Source organism: Duganella sp. GW821-FHT07F09 (genome assembly GCF_059418705.1).
Genome location: NZ_JBWKQJ010000007.1, coordinates 337243 through 352735, shown reverse-complemented (window position 1 = coordinate 352735; position 15493 = coordinate 337243). Strand labels below are relative to the sequence as shown.

General features: G+C 64.3%; 15 protein-coding genes. 6 read left to right on the top strand and 9 right to left on the bottom strand.

The features are described from left to right. Positions 1-12: 12 nt before the first annotated feature. Entirely contained in the window at positions 13-1578 is a 1566-nt protein-coding gene (locus AC07P1_RS20410; protein ID WP_494697533.1) for an ABC transporter substrate-binding protein, read from the bottom strand. A 285-nt stretch (positions 1579-1863) separates the two neighbouring features. On the opposite strand from AC07P1_RS20410, the gene AC07P1_RS20405 reads away from it, so the two are divergent. Continuing rightward, on the top strand, positions 1864-3084 hold the full coding sequence (locus tag AC07P1_RS20405; protein ID WP_494697532.1) for an acetyltransferase domain-containing protein: 1221 nt from the start codon (positions 1864-1866) through the stop codon (positions 3082-3084). A gap of 2 nt (positions 3085-3086) precedes the next feature. On the opposite strand, the gene AC07P1_RS20400 is transcribed toward AC07P1_RS20405, so the two are convergent. The 6 genes from AC07P1_RS20400 to AC07P1_RS20375 form a co-directional block, all read right to left on the bottom strand. Then, a complete protein-coding gene (locus tag AC07P1_RS20400; protein WP_494697531.1) occupies positions 3087-3470 on the bottom strand; it encodes a cupin domain-containing protein in 384 nt (127 codons plus the stop codon). 19 nt (positions 3471-3489) lie between these two features. Continuing rightward, positions 3490-4449: a M14 family metallopeptidase gene (locus AC07P1_RS20395; RefSeq protein ID WP_494697530.1), complete on the bottom strand. Its 960-nt coding sequence runs from the start codon at positions 4447-4449 to the stop codon at positions 3490-3492. Further along, on the bottom strand, positions 4446-5945 hold the full coding sequence (locus AC07P1_RS20390; RefSeq protein WP_494697529.1) for an NAD-dependent succinate-semialdehyde dehydrogenase: 1500 nt from the start codon (positions 5943-5945) through the stop codon (positions 4446-4448). Before AC07P1_RS20390 ends, AC07P1_RS20395 begins: the two co-directional genes overlap by 4 nt. A 141-nt stretch (positions 5946-6086) precedes the next feature. Beyond that, entirely contained in the window at positions 6087-6584 is a 498-nt protein-coding gene (locus AC07P1_RS20385; protein ID WP_209714768.1) for an Lrp/AsnC family transcriptional regulator, read from the bottom strand. An 84-nt stretch (positions 6585-6668) separates the two neighbouring features. After that, positions 6669-8048 carry an aspartate aminotransferase family protein gene (locus tag AC07P1_RS20380; RefSeq protein ID WP_494697528.1) on the bottom strand — a complete coding sequence of 460 codons (1380 nt, stop codon included), beginning with the start codon at positions 8046-8048 and terminating at the stop codon, positions 6669-6671. A gap of 140 nt (positions 8049-8188) precedes the next feature. After that, a complete protein-coding gene (locus AC07P1_RS20375; protein WP_494697527.1) occupies positions 8189-9049 on the bottom strand; it encodes a GNAT family N-acetyltransferase in 861 nt (286 codons plus the stop codon). A gap of 265 nt (positions 9050-9314) precedes the next feature. Here AC07P1_RS20375 and AC07P1_RS20370 point away from each other — a divergent pair, with 265 nt between their 5' ends. Both AC07P1_RS20370 and AC07P1_RS20365 read left to right on the top strand, forming a co-directional pair. After that, a complete protein-coding gene (locus AC07P1_RS20370; RefSeq protein ID WP_494697526.1) occupies positions 9315-9686 on the top strand; it encodes a copper resistance CopC family protein in 372 nt (123 codons plus the stop codon). A gap of 1 nt (position 9687) precedes the next feature. Then, positions 9688-10596: a CopD family protein gene (locus AC07P1_RS20365; protein ID WP_494697525.1), complete on the top strand. Its 909-nt coding sequence runs from the start codon at positions 9688-9690 to the stop codon at positions 10594-10596. A gap of 6 nt (positions 10597-10602) precedes the next feature. Here AC07P1_RS20365 and AC07P1_RS20360 read toward each other — a convergent pair whose 3' ends face one another. Then, a complete protein-coding gene (locus AC07P1_RS20360; protein WP_494697524.1) occupies positions 10603-11787 on the bottom strand; it encodes an ABC transporter substrate-binding protein in 1185 nt (394 codons plus the stop codon). A 205-nt stretch (positions 11788-11992) separates the two neighbouring features. On the opposite strand from AC07P1_RS20360, the gene AC07P1_RS20355 reads away from it, so the two are divergent. Then, the gene (locus AC07P1_RS20355) at positions 11993-13084 is read left to right on the top strand and encodes a porin (RefSeq protein WP_494697523.1); all 1092 of its coding nucleotides are present in this window, start codon (positions 11993-11995) and stop codon (positions 13082-13084) included. 59 nt (positions 13085-13143) lie between these two features. Here the strand turns inward: AC07P1_RS20355 and AC07P1_RS20350 are convergent, their stop codons facing one another. Next, positions 13144-13983 (bottom strand): IclR family transcriptional regulator domain-containing protein, encoded by an 840-nt coding sequence (locus AC07P1_RS20350; RefSeq protein ID WP_494697522.1) that lies wholly within the window; start codon positions 13981-13983, stop codon positions 13144-13146. Between the two features lie 174 nt (positions 13984-14157). Here AC07P1_RS20350 and AC07P1_RS20345 point away from each other — a divergent pair, with 174 nt between their 5' ends. Together AC07P1_RS20345 and AC07P1_RS20340 are read left to right on the top strand one after the other, a co-directional pair. Beyond that, entirely contained in the window at positions 14158-14823 is a 666-nt protein-coding gene (locus tag AC07P1_RS20345) for a 3-oxoacid CoA-transferase subunit A (protein WP_494697521.1), read from the top strand. Further along, positions 14820-15482, top strand: coding sequence for a CoA transferase subunit B (locus tag AC07P1_RS20340; protein WP_494697520.1), 663 nt, complete (start codon positions 14820-14822; stop codon positions 15480-15482). The genes AC07P1_RS20345 and AC07P1_RS20340 overlap by 4 nt, the downstream gene beginning before the upstream one ends. Positions 15483-15493 lie beyond the last annotated feature (11 nt).

Genomic DNA, 15493 nt, shown 5'->3' with positions numbered 1-15493 from the left:
GCCGCTTTTCTTTTATGCCTCCAGCCAGACATGCTCCGCGCAGGTATAGCCCATGAATGATCCCAGGGGATGCGAGGAGGTGCCCCGTACCTTGCTGCTGAACGCTTCCAGATTATTGATGAACAACGGGATGCCGATGCCGCACTTCTGGTGCACCAGCACCTGCATATCTGCATAGAACTGCTTGCGTTTGGTCTCGTCGGTTTCGGCACGCGCCAGCAGCAGCAACTGGTCGAACTGCTCGTTCCGCCAGCCCGATTCGTTCCATGGCGCGTCCGACTTGAAAAACTGCGTGAACAGCATGTCCGCGCTTGGACGCGGGTTGATGTTCCCGAAGCCCATCGGGGATTTCATCCAGTGGTTCGACCAGTAGCCGTCCGCCGAGATGCGCTTGACCGTCAATTTCAGTCCCGCCTTCAGGGCCGACTGCTGCATCAGCATCGCCATGTCGACGGAGCCGGCGGCCGCCACCGATGCGACCAGCGGCAAGGTCTGTCCCAATGCGCCGGCGCGCGCCAGGTGATAACGGGCGCGGTCCGGATCGTAGGGGCGTTGCGGCAGGCCGGCGAAGTGGAAGCGGTTGCTCGGCGCCAGCGGCTGGTCGTTGCCGATGACGGCGTAGCCGCGGAAGGCGGCGCGTTTCATTTGTTCGCGGTCTATCAGGTACTTCATGCCGAGCGTGAAATCCGGATGGCGGCCGAAGCCGAGGTTCTGGCGGATCACCAGATCTGTGTAAAGGCCCGACTGGCTTTCCAGGACCATGTAGCCAGGCTCGCCGTTGATACGTTTGGTCGAACGCGGATTGACCTCGTTGACCCAATCGACATCACCGGACAGCAGCGCGTTGATGCGCGCCGATTCATCAGGTATGCCGAACAGCGCCACCTCGTCGAGGTGGGGCAGGCCGGGCCTCCAGTAGTTCTCATTGCGGACACCGATGGTGCGCACGCCAGGCGTGAACTCCTTGCAGCGGAAGGCGCCGGTGCCGTTGGCGGTGGTGAAGCTGGTGGTGCCGTCCTGAATGATCACGAAGTGCGATGTCGCCAGTATCACCGGCAGATCGGCGTTGGCGCCGGTCAGCGTGATCTCCACCAGCAGCGGATCGATCGCGCGCACCGACGCGAACTGCTGGGCCACGCCGCGCACCTTGGAGCCGATGGCCGTATCGTTGTGGCGCCTGAGCGAGTAGACCACGTCGGCGGAGGTCAGCGCTTTGCCATCATGGAAGACGACGCCCTTGCGCAAGCGGACCGTCCACGTGATCGCGTCGTCGGTGGCCATTTCCTCGGCCAGCGCCATCTGCGGCGCCAGGTGCGCGTCGAGCGTGGTCAGGCCGCTGAAGAACATATGCGCGCGCAGGTAGTCGGTCGACAGCGCGCCGCGCGCCGGATCGAGCGTGTCGGCGGTGGAGCTGGACTGGGTGGCGATGGTCAACTGGCCGCCCTTGCGGGGTGCCGGCGCAGCCGACAACAAGCCTGACGACGACAGCAGGACGCCGCCGGCTGCGAGACGGCGCAGCATGTCGCGGCGGGACAGTGCGGAGGCTGGGTTCTGCTGCGGGGAAAGCGTGGAATTCATCGATGCGCCTCTGAGCTTTGTCATGGATGTCATTACATCATATTTATGTCGCGGGATTGTCGCGTTTCGCGTGGCCGCCAGCGCACAAGCGGCGGTTTTCCATGGGCGGATCAGCATAGATTGCCGGCCGTAGAAAATGCCGTCGCAAGGCTTACATAGCTGTCGAAACGTCACCGGCGACGGATAACTAAGCAGAAAAACCCGTACCCGCTCCGTACAATATTGACATGGTGGCGGAGCTACGGTGGCCGCCGGACTTCTTTTCAACTCTACAGAGAATCGACTATGGACCACACCAGTACTTTCAAACCCGCGTTCCAGGACCGGGTCAAGCCGCCCCGGACCGCCGTCCTGGACCCGGCGGCGCAACTGGTCAAATCGCGTATCGCCGTGATCGACGTGCTGCGCGGCCTGGTGATGCTGATCATGCTGTTCGACCACGTGCGCGAGGCGATCTATCTGCACGTGCCGATCAGCGATCCGATGACCGTCGACAGCATGCCGCCGGATCTGTTCTTCACCCGCGCGGTGGCGCATTTCTGCGCACCGATGTTTGTGTTCCTGACCGGCCTGTCGGCCTGGCTGTACGCGCATCCGGCCGCCGGTCCGCGCGACGCCACAGGATTCCTGTTCAAGCGCGGGTTGCTGCTGGTGGTGCTGGAACTGGTGGTGGTCAATTTCGCCTGGGTCGGCACGTTCCCGCAGCCGGTGATGTATTTGCAGGTGATCTGGGTGATCGGCCTGGCCATGATGTTCCTGGCGCTGGTGCACAAGCTGCCGCTCAAGGTGCTGGGCGCGGTCGGCGCGCTGATTGTGGCCGGCCACAACGCGCTGACCTGGATCAGCTTTGAACCGGGCAGCATCGCCTACGACGCATGGACCTTGCTGCTGCATCGCGGCTTCCTGGTCGCCGACGGCGCGGTCAAGGTCAAGGTCACTTATCCGCTGCTGCCCTGGATAGGCGTGATCCTGCTGGGCTATGCGGCCGGTCCGCTGTATGCGCGTGCAATGGCGCCGGAGCGCCGCCGCCTGCTACTGCGCCTGATCGGCGGCGGCGCCTTGCTTTTGTTGCTGGTGCTGCGCGGGTTTAATATCTACGGCGAGGAGCTGCCCTGGGTGCAGGGGGAGACGGCGGTCAAGACACTGATGTCCTTCCTGAACTTCACCAAGTATCCGCCGTCGCTGGATTTCGCGCTGATGACGATAGGGACCGGAATGCTGGTGCTGGCGTGGCTGGAGCCGCACGATAATTTGCTGACCCGCGCTTTCGCGACCTTCGGCGGCGCGCCGATGTTCTATTACCTGTTCCATCTGCTGCTGTTGCTGTATATGCAGAAGGCGCTGGTCATGATGTTCGGCGCCAATCACGGCACGCGTTTCGGCGTTGATTCCTTGTGGCCTGTGTGGGTGGTCGCAGTTGCGTTGATGCCGGTGTTGTACGTGCCGTGCAAGGCCTTTGCAAACTTCAAGCGCACCTCGAAACAGGCCTGGGTGCGCTACTTCTGATGTCAGACGGTCGCGGAGTCCTTCAGCTCCGTGACCACCCAGAATTTACTGGCCGCTTCGACGATCTCGAAGATACCCTTGAACCCCGGCGGGATGACGCCGGTGTCGCCGGGCAGGAACTGGCGCGGGTTGCCGCCGTCGGGTTCCGAAATGATCACGCGGCCGGTCAGAATGTGAAACAGCTCGTGCTTGTCGGCGCCCAGCGCGATGCGGTAAATGCCTTCGCCTGCTTCCCAGGTGCCGGCGCGCACGCCGTGCGTGTCGTTGGCGAAGTATTCGCGGGCGATGCGCAGCGGATTTCCCTTGATGCGATTGGCCTCGTCCGGATGCTGCGATGTGACCTCCGGCGCGATGTCGCTGAAGCGGATAACGGAATTGCTTTGCATGGTTTAATCTCCTTTTGGGTTAATCGAGTAGTTGGCCGAGGCGCACCACCGTGACACCGGCGCGCAACTGGCGCAGCGACGGCATGACCAGCACGCAGTTGGGATAGGGTGTACGCACCGGCTTGTCGCCGTCCCAGCCGATGAGGGTGCCGGCGTCGGCGAAGGTCTCCAGGCCGGTGTATTCGCCAGCGAAGCGGAAGTCGGTGCCGCTGGCGACCACCGGTTCGGTCACGCGGATCACTTTTTGCGACGGCGGGTGCGGTTTGAGCCAGCCGGGCGGGATGTCGGCGGCGTCCAGGTTGCCGCACAAGAGCAGGAATCGCGCGCAGCAGTTTCGCGCCACCTCGACCCCGGCGGCCTCCCAATGCTGGCCACTTTCAACCAGCAGCGCGGTGTGCGGCTTGGCCGGATCGCCGAACTGGCCGTAGTCGCGCATGCGGCGGCCCTCGGGATGACCCTCGTCGCTGATGATGTGCTCCGGCACACCAAGTTTGACGGCCATGTCTATGCCTTTTTGCAGCGGGCCGCTCACCGTCAGCGGCGCGCTGCGCTCGTGCATCGAGTGCAGGTCGAGCAGATAATCGACCTTATCGATCAGCGGCCGCATGGCGCGCGCGCGCCGCAATTCGGATGAGTCGAGCGTCATGTCGTCCAGCGTGGCCGGCATCCATACGCGGTTGAAGTCCTGGTCGACGAAACGCGAGGCGTCCGGCCGTTTGGGATCGAAGCTGAGATAGGCGTCGATGTTGGCGAAGGATAGCGTCAAGCTGCCGCGCCGGGGCCGCACGCCGCCGTCGATCAGTGCCTTGACCGCGATCGCGCCGGATACCTCGTTGCCGTGGGTGAGGGCGTTGATCATCGTGTGCGGCCCCGGCGCACCGCTGTCGTAGGTATAGACATAGGGGATGCCGGTATTGCCCTCAACGTAGGGTGTGAGGTCGGGGAACTCGATTTCGATCGGGTAGGTTTCCATGGTCATTGCTTCAGTCCTCCAAGACAGAGATATTTGGTGTGCATGTAGTCGTCCAGTCCATAGCGCGAGCCTTCGCGTCCATAGCCGGATTCCTTGACGCCGCCGAATGGCGCCGATTCCGCCGCCAGCGCGCCTTCGTTGATGCCAACGATGCCGGTCTCCAGGCGGTCGGCCACCCGCCACACGCGCGAGACGTCGCGCGCGTAAAAGTAGGCGGCCAGGCCGAACGGCGTGTCGTTGGCGGCGGCTACCACTTCGTCCTCGGTGGCGAAGCGGAACAGCGCCACCACGGGGCCGAATGTCTCTTCGCGCGCCAGCAGCATGTCGTGGCTGGCACCCGCCAGCACGGTCGGCGCGTAGTAGGTGGACGACGGGATGTCGGCGCCGGCGGGCTGGCGGCCGCCGCACAGCAGCTCGGCGCCGCGTTCCACGGCGTCGGCGACGTGGGCGGCGATCTTGTCGAGAGCGCGGCGGTTGATCATGGGACCGATTTGCGACGCCGGATCGGTGGCCGGGCCGACCACCAGCGCCGACACGCGCGCCGTCAGCAATTCGGCGAAGCGCGCGTAGACGCTGGCTTGCACGTAGACCCGGTTGGGACTGACGCAGGTTTGACCGCCGTTGCGGAATTTGGCCGCCATCAGGCCGTCGACGGCGTCCTCGAGACATGCGTCGTCGAAGACTATGAAGGGGGCGTTGCCGCCAAGTTCCAGCGACAGCTTCTTGAGCGTGGCGGCCGAGTCGCGCGCCAGGCTTTTACCGACGGCGGTCGAGCCGGTGAAGGTGATCTTGCGCACGCGCGCATCCTCCAGCCAGGCGCCGACGACGGCCGGGGTGCTCTCGCGCGAGGCGGTGACGATATTGAGCACGCCGGGCGGGATACCCGCTTCGTGCGCCAGTCGCACCAGTGCGAGCGCCGTCAGCGGCGTGTCCTCGGCCGGCTTGGCGACCACCGTGCAGCCGGCGGCCAGCGCCGGGGCGATTTTTCGGGCGATCATCGCCAGCGGGAAGTTCCAGGGCGTGATGGCGGCGACCACGCCGGCCGGCTCCTTGACCACCATCAGTTTGCGGCCGCGCACCGGCTCCGGAATGATGTCGCCGTAGGTACGTACTGCTTCCTCGGCAAACCATTCGACGTACGAGGCGCCGTACAACACCTCGCCGCGCGCCTCGGCCAGCGGCTTGCCCTGCTCGCGCGAGATCAGGCGCGCCAGGTCTTCCTTGTTGGCCAGGATAAGCGTGTGCCAACGCTTGAGCAGCGCGGCGCGCTCGCGGGCGCTGCGCGCGCGCCAGCTTTCGAAGGCGTTGACCGCACTGTCGGTTGCATCGCGCGCGTCGGCTTCATCGCTGTCGGGCACCTCGGCGAAGGCCAGGCCGTCGGCGGGATTGACAACCGCGTAACGCGAGCCCGCGCGGCCGGGCCGCCAGGCGCCATCGACGTAATTGCCGTCGCAAAGCAGCTCTTCCCGCTCCAGCGTCAACGTTAAATTTGTATGGTTCATGGATATGCCCTCGGTGTGGTGGACTGAGGACCATGGTAGCGGCGGAGGGGAGGAGGAGGGGGCCGTTGAGGGCAGGGTGAAGCGGGGGAAATTGCGAATATCGCGCGGCGGCGGCAGAATATGCCGCGCCGCTTTCGGCGGTCAGGAGTTCTGCGTGAAGAGTTTATCGACAGGGTAGTAGCCCTTGGTGAACGGCGACTTGATGACGATGTAGCTGAAGTACTTCTCGATGCCGATATGCTGGTCGAGCAGCCCTTCGATGATGGTCTGGTAGTGCACCACGCCGGTGGTGACGAACTTCAGGAGGTAGTCGAAACCACCGCTGACCAGGTGGCACTCGACCACTTCGTCGATCTTGCGCACCGCCGCCTCGAACTTGGTGAAGTCCTCGCGGCGGTGGTCCGACAACGTAACCTGGGTGAACACCAGCTGCACGTTGCCGATCTTTTCCAGCTCGATGTGGGCGCCGTAGCCGGTGACATAGCCGGCCTTTTCCAGCCGCTTGACGCGGATCAGGCAGGGGCTGGGCGACAGGCCCACGGCATCGGCCAGATCAACGTTGGCAATCCGGCCACTCTGCTGCAGGTGGGACAGGATGCGGATGTCGATGCGATCCAGTTTAAACGCGCCTTCTAACATGATTTCCCTTGTTCGGCTGGCAGCCTTGGGGTGGTTGCCGGCCTGATTGTAGCATGATGGTTTTAGCGGGAAAAGCGGGCGGCGTCAGGCCACCGCCCGGCGCACTTCCGGCTGTTCAAGCACCTGGTCCAGCGTGTTCTTGAGACGCTCGAACATGATCGCGAACTCGTCGGCGGTGTAGCACAGCGCCGGCGCGAAGCCGAGGATGTTGTCGCCGAAGGCGCGGAAGATCAGGCGGTTTTCATAGGCGGCCGTCGTTATCCGCTCGTGCAGGCGCAGCGCCGGGTCGAACTGGCGTTTGCTACCCTTGTCGGCGACCAGTTCCAGCGCGCCGAGCAACCCCCGGCTACGGACGTCGCCGACCAGCGGATGGGCGAAGAGCGCGCGCAGGCCGCCCTCGAAGAGCGGAGTTTGCGCCGCGCCGTTGGCCAGCAGGCCGCCCTCGTGGTACAGGCGCAGCACCTCCAGGCCGATGGCCGCGCTGACCGGGTGGGCGGAGTAGGTTTGGCCGTGGCCAACCACGATGTCGGGACCTGCGCCGTCGGCGATGGACTGGTAGATCGCGTCCGACATCATCAGGGCGCCCATCGGCGCGTAGCCGGCGGTCAGGCCTTTGGCGAGGGTCATCATGTCCGGCTCCACGTCCTCCGCCGCGCAGGCGAACAGCGGGCCGGTGCGGCCAAAGCCGGTGATCACCTCGTCGACCACGAACAGGATGCCCAGTTCGCGGCAGGCGTCGGCCATCGCCTTGAGCCAGCCCTTGGGCGGCACCACCACGCCGCCCGAACCCTGTATCGGCTCGCAGAAGAAGGCGGCCACGCGGTCCGCGCCAAGCTCCGCGACCTTGGCGCGCAGGTCGGCGACCGAGGCCGCGATCAGTGCTTGAGGATCGTCGCCGACCGGGCTGCGATAGGCGTACGGCGACGGCAGGTAATGCTGGTTCGGTTGCGGCAGATTGAAGTGGCGGTGGAACACCGGCAGCGCGGTCAGCCCGGCGCCGACCGAGGACGAGCCGTGGTAGCCGCGCTGCAGCGAGATGAACTGGTCGCGCCGCGGCTGACCTCTCGAGTTGTTGTAGTAGCTGATGTAGCGCAGCGCGGCGTCGACCGCGTCCGAACCACCCATCGTGAAGTACACATGCCGCAGCGATGCCGGCGCCAGTTCGACCAGGCGCGCGGCCAGTTCGATGGCCGGTTCCGACGAGAAGCTGAAGTAGCCGGTGGCGTAGGGCAGCCGGCGCATCTGTTCCGTCGCCGCCGCAACGATGCTTTCCTGGCCGTAGCCGGTGTTGACGCACCACAGTCCGGAGAAGGCATCCAGCAGCTCGCGTCCCTGGTCGTCCCGCAGCCATGCGCCGCGGCCGGAGGACAGGATGGTCGGGCCGCGCTTTTCATGCGCGCGGAAGTTCGAGACGGGGTGTATCAGGTGTTGGCGGTCCAGGTCCGCCAGGGAGGTGTCGGTCATGATGAAATCCATGTGGTGGTATGACTCCATGTTAGGACCGTTGTGTCAGCGGGTGCTTGCGGAACGGCCCCCGCCGGGCACGCGTTCATTGCGTTTTTTTTGACGGCGCAGCATTTTCTGCCGCGCCGTCGCCAAGCCGTTCAGGCGAGCGCCTGGCTGATGACGGCGAACTGCCGCACACCGGCGTCGGACAGCGGCGCCTCGCCGCGTACCATCGCCACCACGCTGTCGACCTGCACCAGACCGAGTTCGTTCAGCCAAGGACTCAGGCCGCTCCAGCCGGTGACGTCGATGCGCAGGAAGGCGCCGCCGTAGGTGCCGGTCCAATGACTGATCAGGGCCTTGGCGCGGTCGATATCGGGCGCGATCACCGGCCCGATGGCGTAGCCATGGCCGAAGCGGCGCAGCATGGCGCAGCCGATCACCTCGTCGTAGCGGTCGATAACGACGGTTTCGGCGACGTCCTGCATCGCCGCCAGCACGGTGTTGCGCGGCATGCCGGCGGCGCGCGCGCCCAGCGCGGCCAGCCGGGCGCCGTCGCGCGAACCCAGAGGGCGTATGCGTTCGCCCGGCTGCAACGGCATCAGCGGCGATTTGAACACCGTGCCCTGATGCTGGTGGATCTCGCCGGTCTGCTTGAATCCCATTTTCTCGTACAGGGGCTTGCCCGCTTCGGTCGCGTGCAGCAGCACGTTACGGTTGCCCAGTTCATTCATCACCATCGACATCAGCTTGCGGCCTATGCCCTGGCCCTGGCGCGCGGCGTCGACGATGACCATGCCGAGCGATGCGAACTCGGTGCCATGGCTCCAGCACATGGCGGTGCCGACGATGCCTTCGCCATCCTCGGCGACGAAGCCGGCGCCAAGGCGCAGCATGAAGCGCCAGTCGTCCAGGCGGTGCGGCCAGCGCACCGACAGCGACAGGCGGTGCGCCGCCTCGGCGTCGTTGTCGGTGATGCGGCGGTAGCTGACCGCCGTCGCGGATAGTTGGTCTGTCACGGTAACTCCTTTTCACATGCCGCCGATCGGAGGCGGCGAGCAGCCATGCTAACCCAGCCGGCGCAGGCCGCGCCAGCGCCGCGAGAAGAACGCTAGGATGTCGCGGGACGGCCCGGTGTTTCGGCACAAACTACCGAATGGGACGGTGTTTTTTCGCATTCCTGTCGAGTGTGATTCCGGGGCCAGAAAAAGCTTGACCTTCCTATGGGGGAAGCTTGTAAAGTGAACGTCATGTCTACCCCATGTTCATTGAAAAGGAATCATCATGCACCGACTCCAATCCCTGGTTCTGAGTGTCGTCCTCGGCGCCGCGACGCTGGCAAGTCCGCTGGCAATGGCGCACGCCACAATCCAGTTGTCGGAGCCGGCCGCCAACGCGCAACTGGACAAGGCGCCAAGTGCGATCGCGCTGACCTTCAATGAAGACGTGGAGCCGGCGTTCAGCTCCATCGTCCTGCAGGATGCAACCGGCAAGGCGGTTCCGGATGTCGGCAAGGCGGCGGTGGACGCGACCAACAAGCGGCTGTTGAAGCTCGATCTGCCCGCGCTTAAATCCGGCGGCTACATCGTGCGCTGGGTGGCGGTCGGACCGGATGGCCATCGCCGCAACGGCCAGTACAATTTTTCGGTGAAGTGAGTTGACCGCCACGGCGACACTGCAGGCGGCCGGCGCGCTGCTGCTCAATCTCGCCCTGGCATGGATGCTGGCGGCGGTATTGGCGGGCCGCTGGCTGCGCGCTGGCGGCCAGGCGGACGAACAGGCATGGGCGCTGAAGGCGCGCGCGTCGCTGGATAAATCGATGCCCGTGGCGGCGTTGGCTGGACTGCTGGCCAGTTGCGCCGCCTTGTGGGCCGCCGCCGCCGCGATGGCCGACGTGCCGCTGGGCGAGGCCGCAGATGCGTTCTCGATGCTGCTCTCGCGCAGCGCCTATGGCCGTATCGGCGCGGGGGGCGGCATCTGTCTGTTGCTGGTCATCGCGCTGTACTGGTTCGGCCGGCGGCTGCCGGGACGCGACTGGATCACGCTGCTGCTGTTGGGCGGTTTCGCCTTCAGCCGTGCTGGCAACAGCCATGCGGCGGAACACGGCTTGTTCAGGGCCGGCGTGTTGGTCGAATGGTTGCATTTGCTGCTGATCTGCGTGTGGGTCGGGGCGGTGGCGGTGGCGGGCTGGCTGGTATTGCCGCTGGCCTCATCGAAATCGGGCGCACCGGCGCGCTATCTCGAACTATTGTCCGATGCGGCGACGTTCGCGCTGGCGGGCATCGCGGCCAGTGGCGTCTACAACGCGTGGCGGGTGTTCGGCACGTGGGCGCAGGTGGGAACTGGCGCTTACGAGACGACGCTGGCGGTCAAGCTGCTGCTGGTGGCGCTGGCCGTCGCGGTGGGCGGTTACAATAAATTCATCGGCTTCCCCGGTGCGGCAGTGGGCCGGACCGGCGCGATGACGCGTATTACAACGCTGTTGCAACTGGAGTCGGTGGCGCTGGCCGGCGCCATGCTGGCCGCCGTGGTGCTGGCGGCGATGCCGCCGCCGGCCAGCATGTGAAACGCCTTATTTACCCGGATCCTTCTGGTTGGCGAACTGGTCGAACTCCACGTTGTAGACCTCATTGCCGATCTTCTCCACCTTGCGGACATAGACCGTCTGCACGATATCGCGGGTTTGCGGATCGATCGCGATCGGGCCGCGCGGGCTATTGAGCTTGATCGTCTTGAGGATCTCCATCGCCTTGTCGCCGTCGATTTTGCCATTCAGCTTGCGGACCACTTCATAGATCGCGGCCATGCCGTCATACGCCGCCACGGCCATGAAGTTGGGACGGCCGCCACTCGGATTGGCCGCCGCAAAGCTTTTAAGGAACGCCGCGTTCTCCGGAGATTTGTGCGCGGCCGAATAGTGGAAGGTGGTGATCACGCCCAAGGTGGAGTCGCCCATCGCCGGCAGCACGTGGTCGTCGGTCAGATCGCCGGTGGCGATCACCTTGATGCCCGCTTCGGCCAGACCGCGCTCGCGATAGCCTTTCATGAAGGCGATGCTTTGCTCGCCGGCCGGCACGAAGATGAACACCGCGTCCGGCTTGGCGTCCTTGATGCGCTGGATGTAGGGCGCGAACTCAGGATTGCGCAGCGGGACGCGGATCGATTCGGTCACCGTGCCGCCACCCTTGACCAGTTCATTCTTGAACGCGGCCTCGGCATCGATGCCGGGACCGTAGTCCGCCACCAGGGTGACGACCTTCTTGATATTGTTCTTCACCGCCCATGTCGCCATCGGCGCCGAAATTTGCGGCAGCGTCATGGAAAAGCGGGCGATGTAGTTGGACTTGGTGGTGATGATCGACGTGGCCGCGTTCATGATGATCATCGGCTTCTTGGCCTGTTCCGCGATCGGCGCAACCGCCAGTGCCTCCGGCGTCAGGCCGAAGCCGGCCAGGAAGTCGACCTTGTCGCGCACGACCAGTTCCTGCGCCAGGCGCTTGGCGATTTCCGGCGAAGGGCCGGTGGTGTCCTTGACGATGATCTCGATCTTCTTGCCTGCCACCGTCGCGCCGTTCTGCGCCATATAGGCTTTGATGCCGCCTTCCATCTGCTTGCCGTAGTCGGCGAAGGGGCCGGAAAACGCGGCGATCACGCCGACCTTGATGGTGTCCTGTGCGCGCGCCAGCGGCACGGCGGCCAGGGTGATGGCCGCAAGTGTCGCTAGTGTCGCAATATTTACAAATTTTTTCATCGTCATGCCGGTCTCCTGTCTGGTTCTGTTTTTGTCTATGTGGGGCGATGCGAAGCGCCACGTCGGGACCATTTTAGTGTCGTTTTGTGGAGTCATCGCTTCCGTTCTGTTTCTTGACAACGTCCCGCGACAATCATAGTATCCAATTTATGTGCGATTAACAACCTAATGTTCGATAATCGCACATCCAATAAAATAACAGGAGACAGTAATGAAAAACAGTATCCGTTGCGCCGTGGCGCTTCTGGCAGGCATGGGCGCATCCGCAGCGATGGCGCAATCCAATGTGACCGTGTACGGCCTGCTCGACACCGGCCTGGTTCACGTCACCAACGTCAATGCCGCCGGCGATTCCGTGACCAAGATGCCTTCGCTGACGGGTTCCTTCCCGTCGCGGATCGGCTTCCGCGGCGTCGAGGATCTGGGCGGCGGGCTGCAGGTGGTCTTCACGCTGGAGTCGGGCCTCGCGCTCGATACCGGCACCAGCCAGCAGGGCAACCGCCTGTTCGGCCGCCAGGCATCGGTGGGGTTGAAGGGCGCCTTCGGCACCGTCACCCTGGGACGCCAGATCAATATGACCTACATCGCCGGCCAGAAGGCCGACGTGATGGGGCCTAACCTGTTCGCGATCGGCAGCATCGATCCGTATCTGCCGAACGCGCGCAGCGACAACGCCATTGGCTACCTGGGTAACTTCAATAACTTCGTGGTGGGCGCAACCTATAGCACCGGGCGCGATTCGTCGGCCGCCGGCGGTCCAGCGGCCACCGGCTGCGCCGGCGAGGTGCCGGGCAATTCGAAGGCTTGCCGCCAGGTCACCGCGTTGTTCGGCTACGAGATTCCGGCGTACGGCTTGAATGCGTCCTACGACATCCTGTACGGGAACACCGGCGCCGCCGCCGGCCTGACGAGCAGCGACAACAGTGACAAGCGCATTACCGTCAACGGTTACTTCAAGGTCGGCGAGGGCAAGATCGGCGCCGGCGTGGTCGACCGCACCACGCGCGCGGTAACGGGGCTGACGGAGTCGGATCTGTATTTCCTGGGGGTGAGCTATCCGGTCACGCCATTGACCACGCTGGACGCGCAGGTGGCCAAGCGCGACGTGAAGAACAGCAGCGCGGATGCGACCATGCTGACGGCGCGCCTGACCTACTACTTCTCGAAGCGGACCGCCGTCTATGGCGGCATCGGCCGCATGAAGAACAGCGGCTTGTCGGCGATCGCGCTGGATGCCGGCGGCACCGTTGGCGTTGGCAAGACGCAGAACGGTGTTATGGGCGGTTTGCGTCACAGCTTCTAAGCCGGCATTGGCGGCTCTTGGCGGATTACGGCGTTCCGCCTAATCCGCCCTACGTGGAACTATGGCAGCAGAATCGCCAACTCCTGCGCACCGCGCAGCAGCACCGGCAGGAACTCCTTCTCCAGCTGCTTGACGCTGACCCGGGCCGCTTGCGCGCCCACGTTCAGCGCCGCCAGCACTTGGCCGGAGGCGCCGCGCACCGGCACCGCGATCGAGCGCAGGCCCAACTCCAGCTCCTCGTCGTTGACCGCATAGCCGTCCCGCCGCACGTCGGCCAGGATTTCGCGCAGGCGCTTCTGGTTGACGACCGTGTTCTCGGTCATCGCACGCAGCTTGGTCTTGGCCAGATACTGCTCCAGCTCATCGGGCGGCAGATGCGCCAGCATCACGCGGCCTAGCGAGGTGCAATAGGCTGGCAATCGGCTGCCCGTGTTGAGCGCCACCGACATCACCCGCGAGGTGGACGCGCGCGCGACGTACAGTACCTCGCCGTCCTCCAGCACCGCCATCGAACTCGATTCATTGAGCGTGCGGCTGATGTCGTTCAGGTAGGGCTGGGCCGACACCGTCAACGGCGTCGACGACAGATAGGAATAGCCAAGCGTGAGCACTTTGGGACGCAGCGAAAAATTATTCAGCTCGGCGTCCACATAACCCAGTTCGCGCAGTGTGTGCAGGCAGCGGCGCACCGCCGCGCGCGGAATGCCCGTTTTCTGGCTGATGTTGGCGATGGTCTGCGGCTTGCGCGAATCGCTGAAGGCCTGTACCACGGCCAGGCCGCGGGCGAGGGAAGTCATGAAACTGGGATCGGTCATCGCGTCGATCTGCTCGGCGATGGTCGGTTCGCGTTCGTCATCCGCCTCGGCGGCGCTGGTTTCGGTGGTGGTGGCTTTTGACATGGCGTGATTTTAATGCAGACGGTGGATTTAATTGGCGTTTTTTCTTGACCAAGGCATGCGCAAGTTCTACACTGGCTGTGCGGTAATCAATCATTAGTTCGATTATCGCACAAGACGAAAAATAAAACACATAAGTAAAACGACAAGCGGGCGACGAATCATCAAGGCAAAGATATGATCGATAAAACTTTTGAATCACTGGAGCACGCGGTGGCCGACATCCACGACGGCGCCACCGTCATGATCGGCGGCTTCGGCAACGCGGGCATGCCATCGGCGCTGATCGACGCGCTGATCGCGCAAGGCGCGCGCGAGCTCACCATCGTCAACAACAACGCCGGCAACGGCGAAACCGGACTGGCCGCGCTGCTCAAGGCCAAACGGGTGCGCAAGATTATTTGCTCGTTCCCCCGCCAGGCCGACTCCCAGCACTTCGACGCGCTGTACCGCGCCGGCGAGATCGAGCTGGAATTGACACCGCAAGGGAATCTGGCGGAGCGCATCCGCGCCGCCGGCGCCGGCATCGGCGGCTTCTTCACGCCGACCGGCTACGGCACGCTGCTGGCCGAGGGCAAGGAGACGCGCCTGATCGACGGACGCCACTACGTGCTGGAGTCGCCGATCCACGCCGACTTCGCGCTGATCAAGGCGCTGCAGGGCGATCGCTGGGGTAATCTGGTCTACCGCAAAACCGCGCGCAATTTCGGCCCGATCATGGCGATGGCGGCCAAGGTGGCGATCGCGCAGGTACGCAAGGTGGTGCCGCTGGGCGAACTCGATCCGGAAGTGATCGTCACGCCGGGCATCTTCGTTCAACGCGTGGTGCAGGAGGATGCATGACTAATCGATATAGCCGCGACCAGATCGCGGCCCGTGTGGCGCAGGACATTCCCGAAGGCGCCTACGTCAACCTGGGCATCGGCTTGCCGACCAAGGTCGCCAATTACCTGCCGTCCGAGCGCGAGGTATTCCTGCACAGCGAGAACGGCCTGCTGGGCATGGGGCCCGCTCCCGCGCCGGGCGAAGAGGACGAAGACCTGATCAACGCCGGCAAGCAGCCGGTGACCCTGCTGACCGGCGGAGCCTACTTCCACCATGGCGATTCGTTCGCGATGATGCGCGGCGGCCATCTGGACGTCTGCGTGCTGGGCGCCTTCCAGGTGTCCGAGCACGGCGATCTGGCCAACTGGCATACCGGCGCGCCCGATGCGATACCGGCCGTCGGCGGTGCAATGGATCTGGCGATCGGCGCCAAGCAGGTGTTCGTGATGATGGACCACCTGACCAAGACCGGCGAGAGCAAAATCGTCGAACAATGCACCTATCCGCTGACCGGCGTCGCTTGCGTCAACCGCATCTATACCGACATGGCCGTGCTGGACGTGACGCCAAACGGTCTGGCGGTGCGCGAAATGGCGCCCGGATTGACCTTTGAAGAGCTGCAGGCGGCCACCGGCACCAAGCTGCTGCCGCCGGCCACCGCCAACAACAGAATTTAATACGAGGATCG

What these genes read in the sequence shown, in the direction of transcription:
- AC07P1_RS20370 (WP_494697526.1), top strand. Translation starts at nt 9,315, where the DNA reads ATGCACCGACTCCAATCCCTGGTTCTGAGTGTCGTCCTCGGCGCCGCG.
- AC07P1_RS20395 (WP_494697530.1), bottom strand. Translation starts at nt 4,449, where the DNA reads ATGACCATGGAAACCTACCCGATCGAAATCGAGTTCCCCGACCTCACA.
- AC07P1_RS20355 (WP_494697523.1), top strand. Translation starts at nt 11,993, where the DNA reads ATGAAAAACAGTATCCGTTGCGCCGTGGCGCTTCTGGCAGGCATGGGC.
- AC07P1_RS20405 (WP_494697532.1), top strand. Translation starts at nt 1,864, where the DNA reads ATGGACCACACCAGTACTTTCAAACCCGCGTTCCAGGACCGGGTCAAG.
- AC07P1_RS20345 (WP_494697521.1), top strand. Translation starts at nt 14,158, where the DNA reads ATGATCGATAAAACTTTTGAATCACTGGAGCACGCGGTGGCCGACATC.
- AC07P1_RS20400 (WP_494697531.1), bottom strand. Translation starts at nt 3,470, where the DNA reads ATGCAAAGCAATTCCGTTATCCGCTTCAGCGACATCGCGCCGGAGGTC.
- AC07P1_RS20385 (WP_209714768.1), bottom strand. Translation starts at nt 6,584, where the DNA reads ATGTTAGAAGGCGCGTTTAAACTGGATCGCATCGACATCCGCATCCTG.
- AC07P1_RS20340 (WP_494697520.1), top strand. Translation starts at nt 14,820, where the DNA reads ATGACTAATCGATATAGCCGCGACCAGATCGCGGCCCGTGTGGCGCAG.
- AC07P1_RS20390 (WP_494697529.1), bottom strand. Translation starts at nt 5,945, where the DNA reads ATGAACCATACAAATTTAACGTTGACGCTGGAGCGGGAAGAGCTGCTT.
- AC07P1_RS20350 (WP_494697522.1), bottom strand. Translation starts at nt 13,983, where the DNA reads ATGTCAAAAGCCACCACCACCGAAACCAGCGCCGCCGAGGCGGATGAC.
- AC07P1_RS20410 (WP_494697533.1), bottom strand. Translation starts at nt 1,578, where the DNA reads ATGAATTCCACGCTTTCCCCGCAGCAGAACCCAGCCTCCGCACTGTCC.
- AC07P1_RS20380 (WP_494697528.1), bottom strand. Translation starts at nt 8,048, where the DNA reads ATGACCGACACCTCCCTGGCGGACCTGGACCGCCAACACCTGATACAC.
- AC07P1_RS20360 (WP_494697524.1), bottom strand. Translation starts at nt 11,787, where the DNA reads ATGACGATGAAAAAATTTGTAAATATTGCGACACTAGCGACACTTGCG.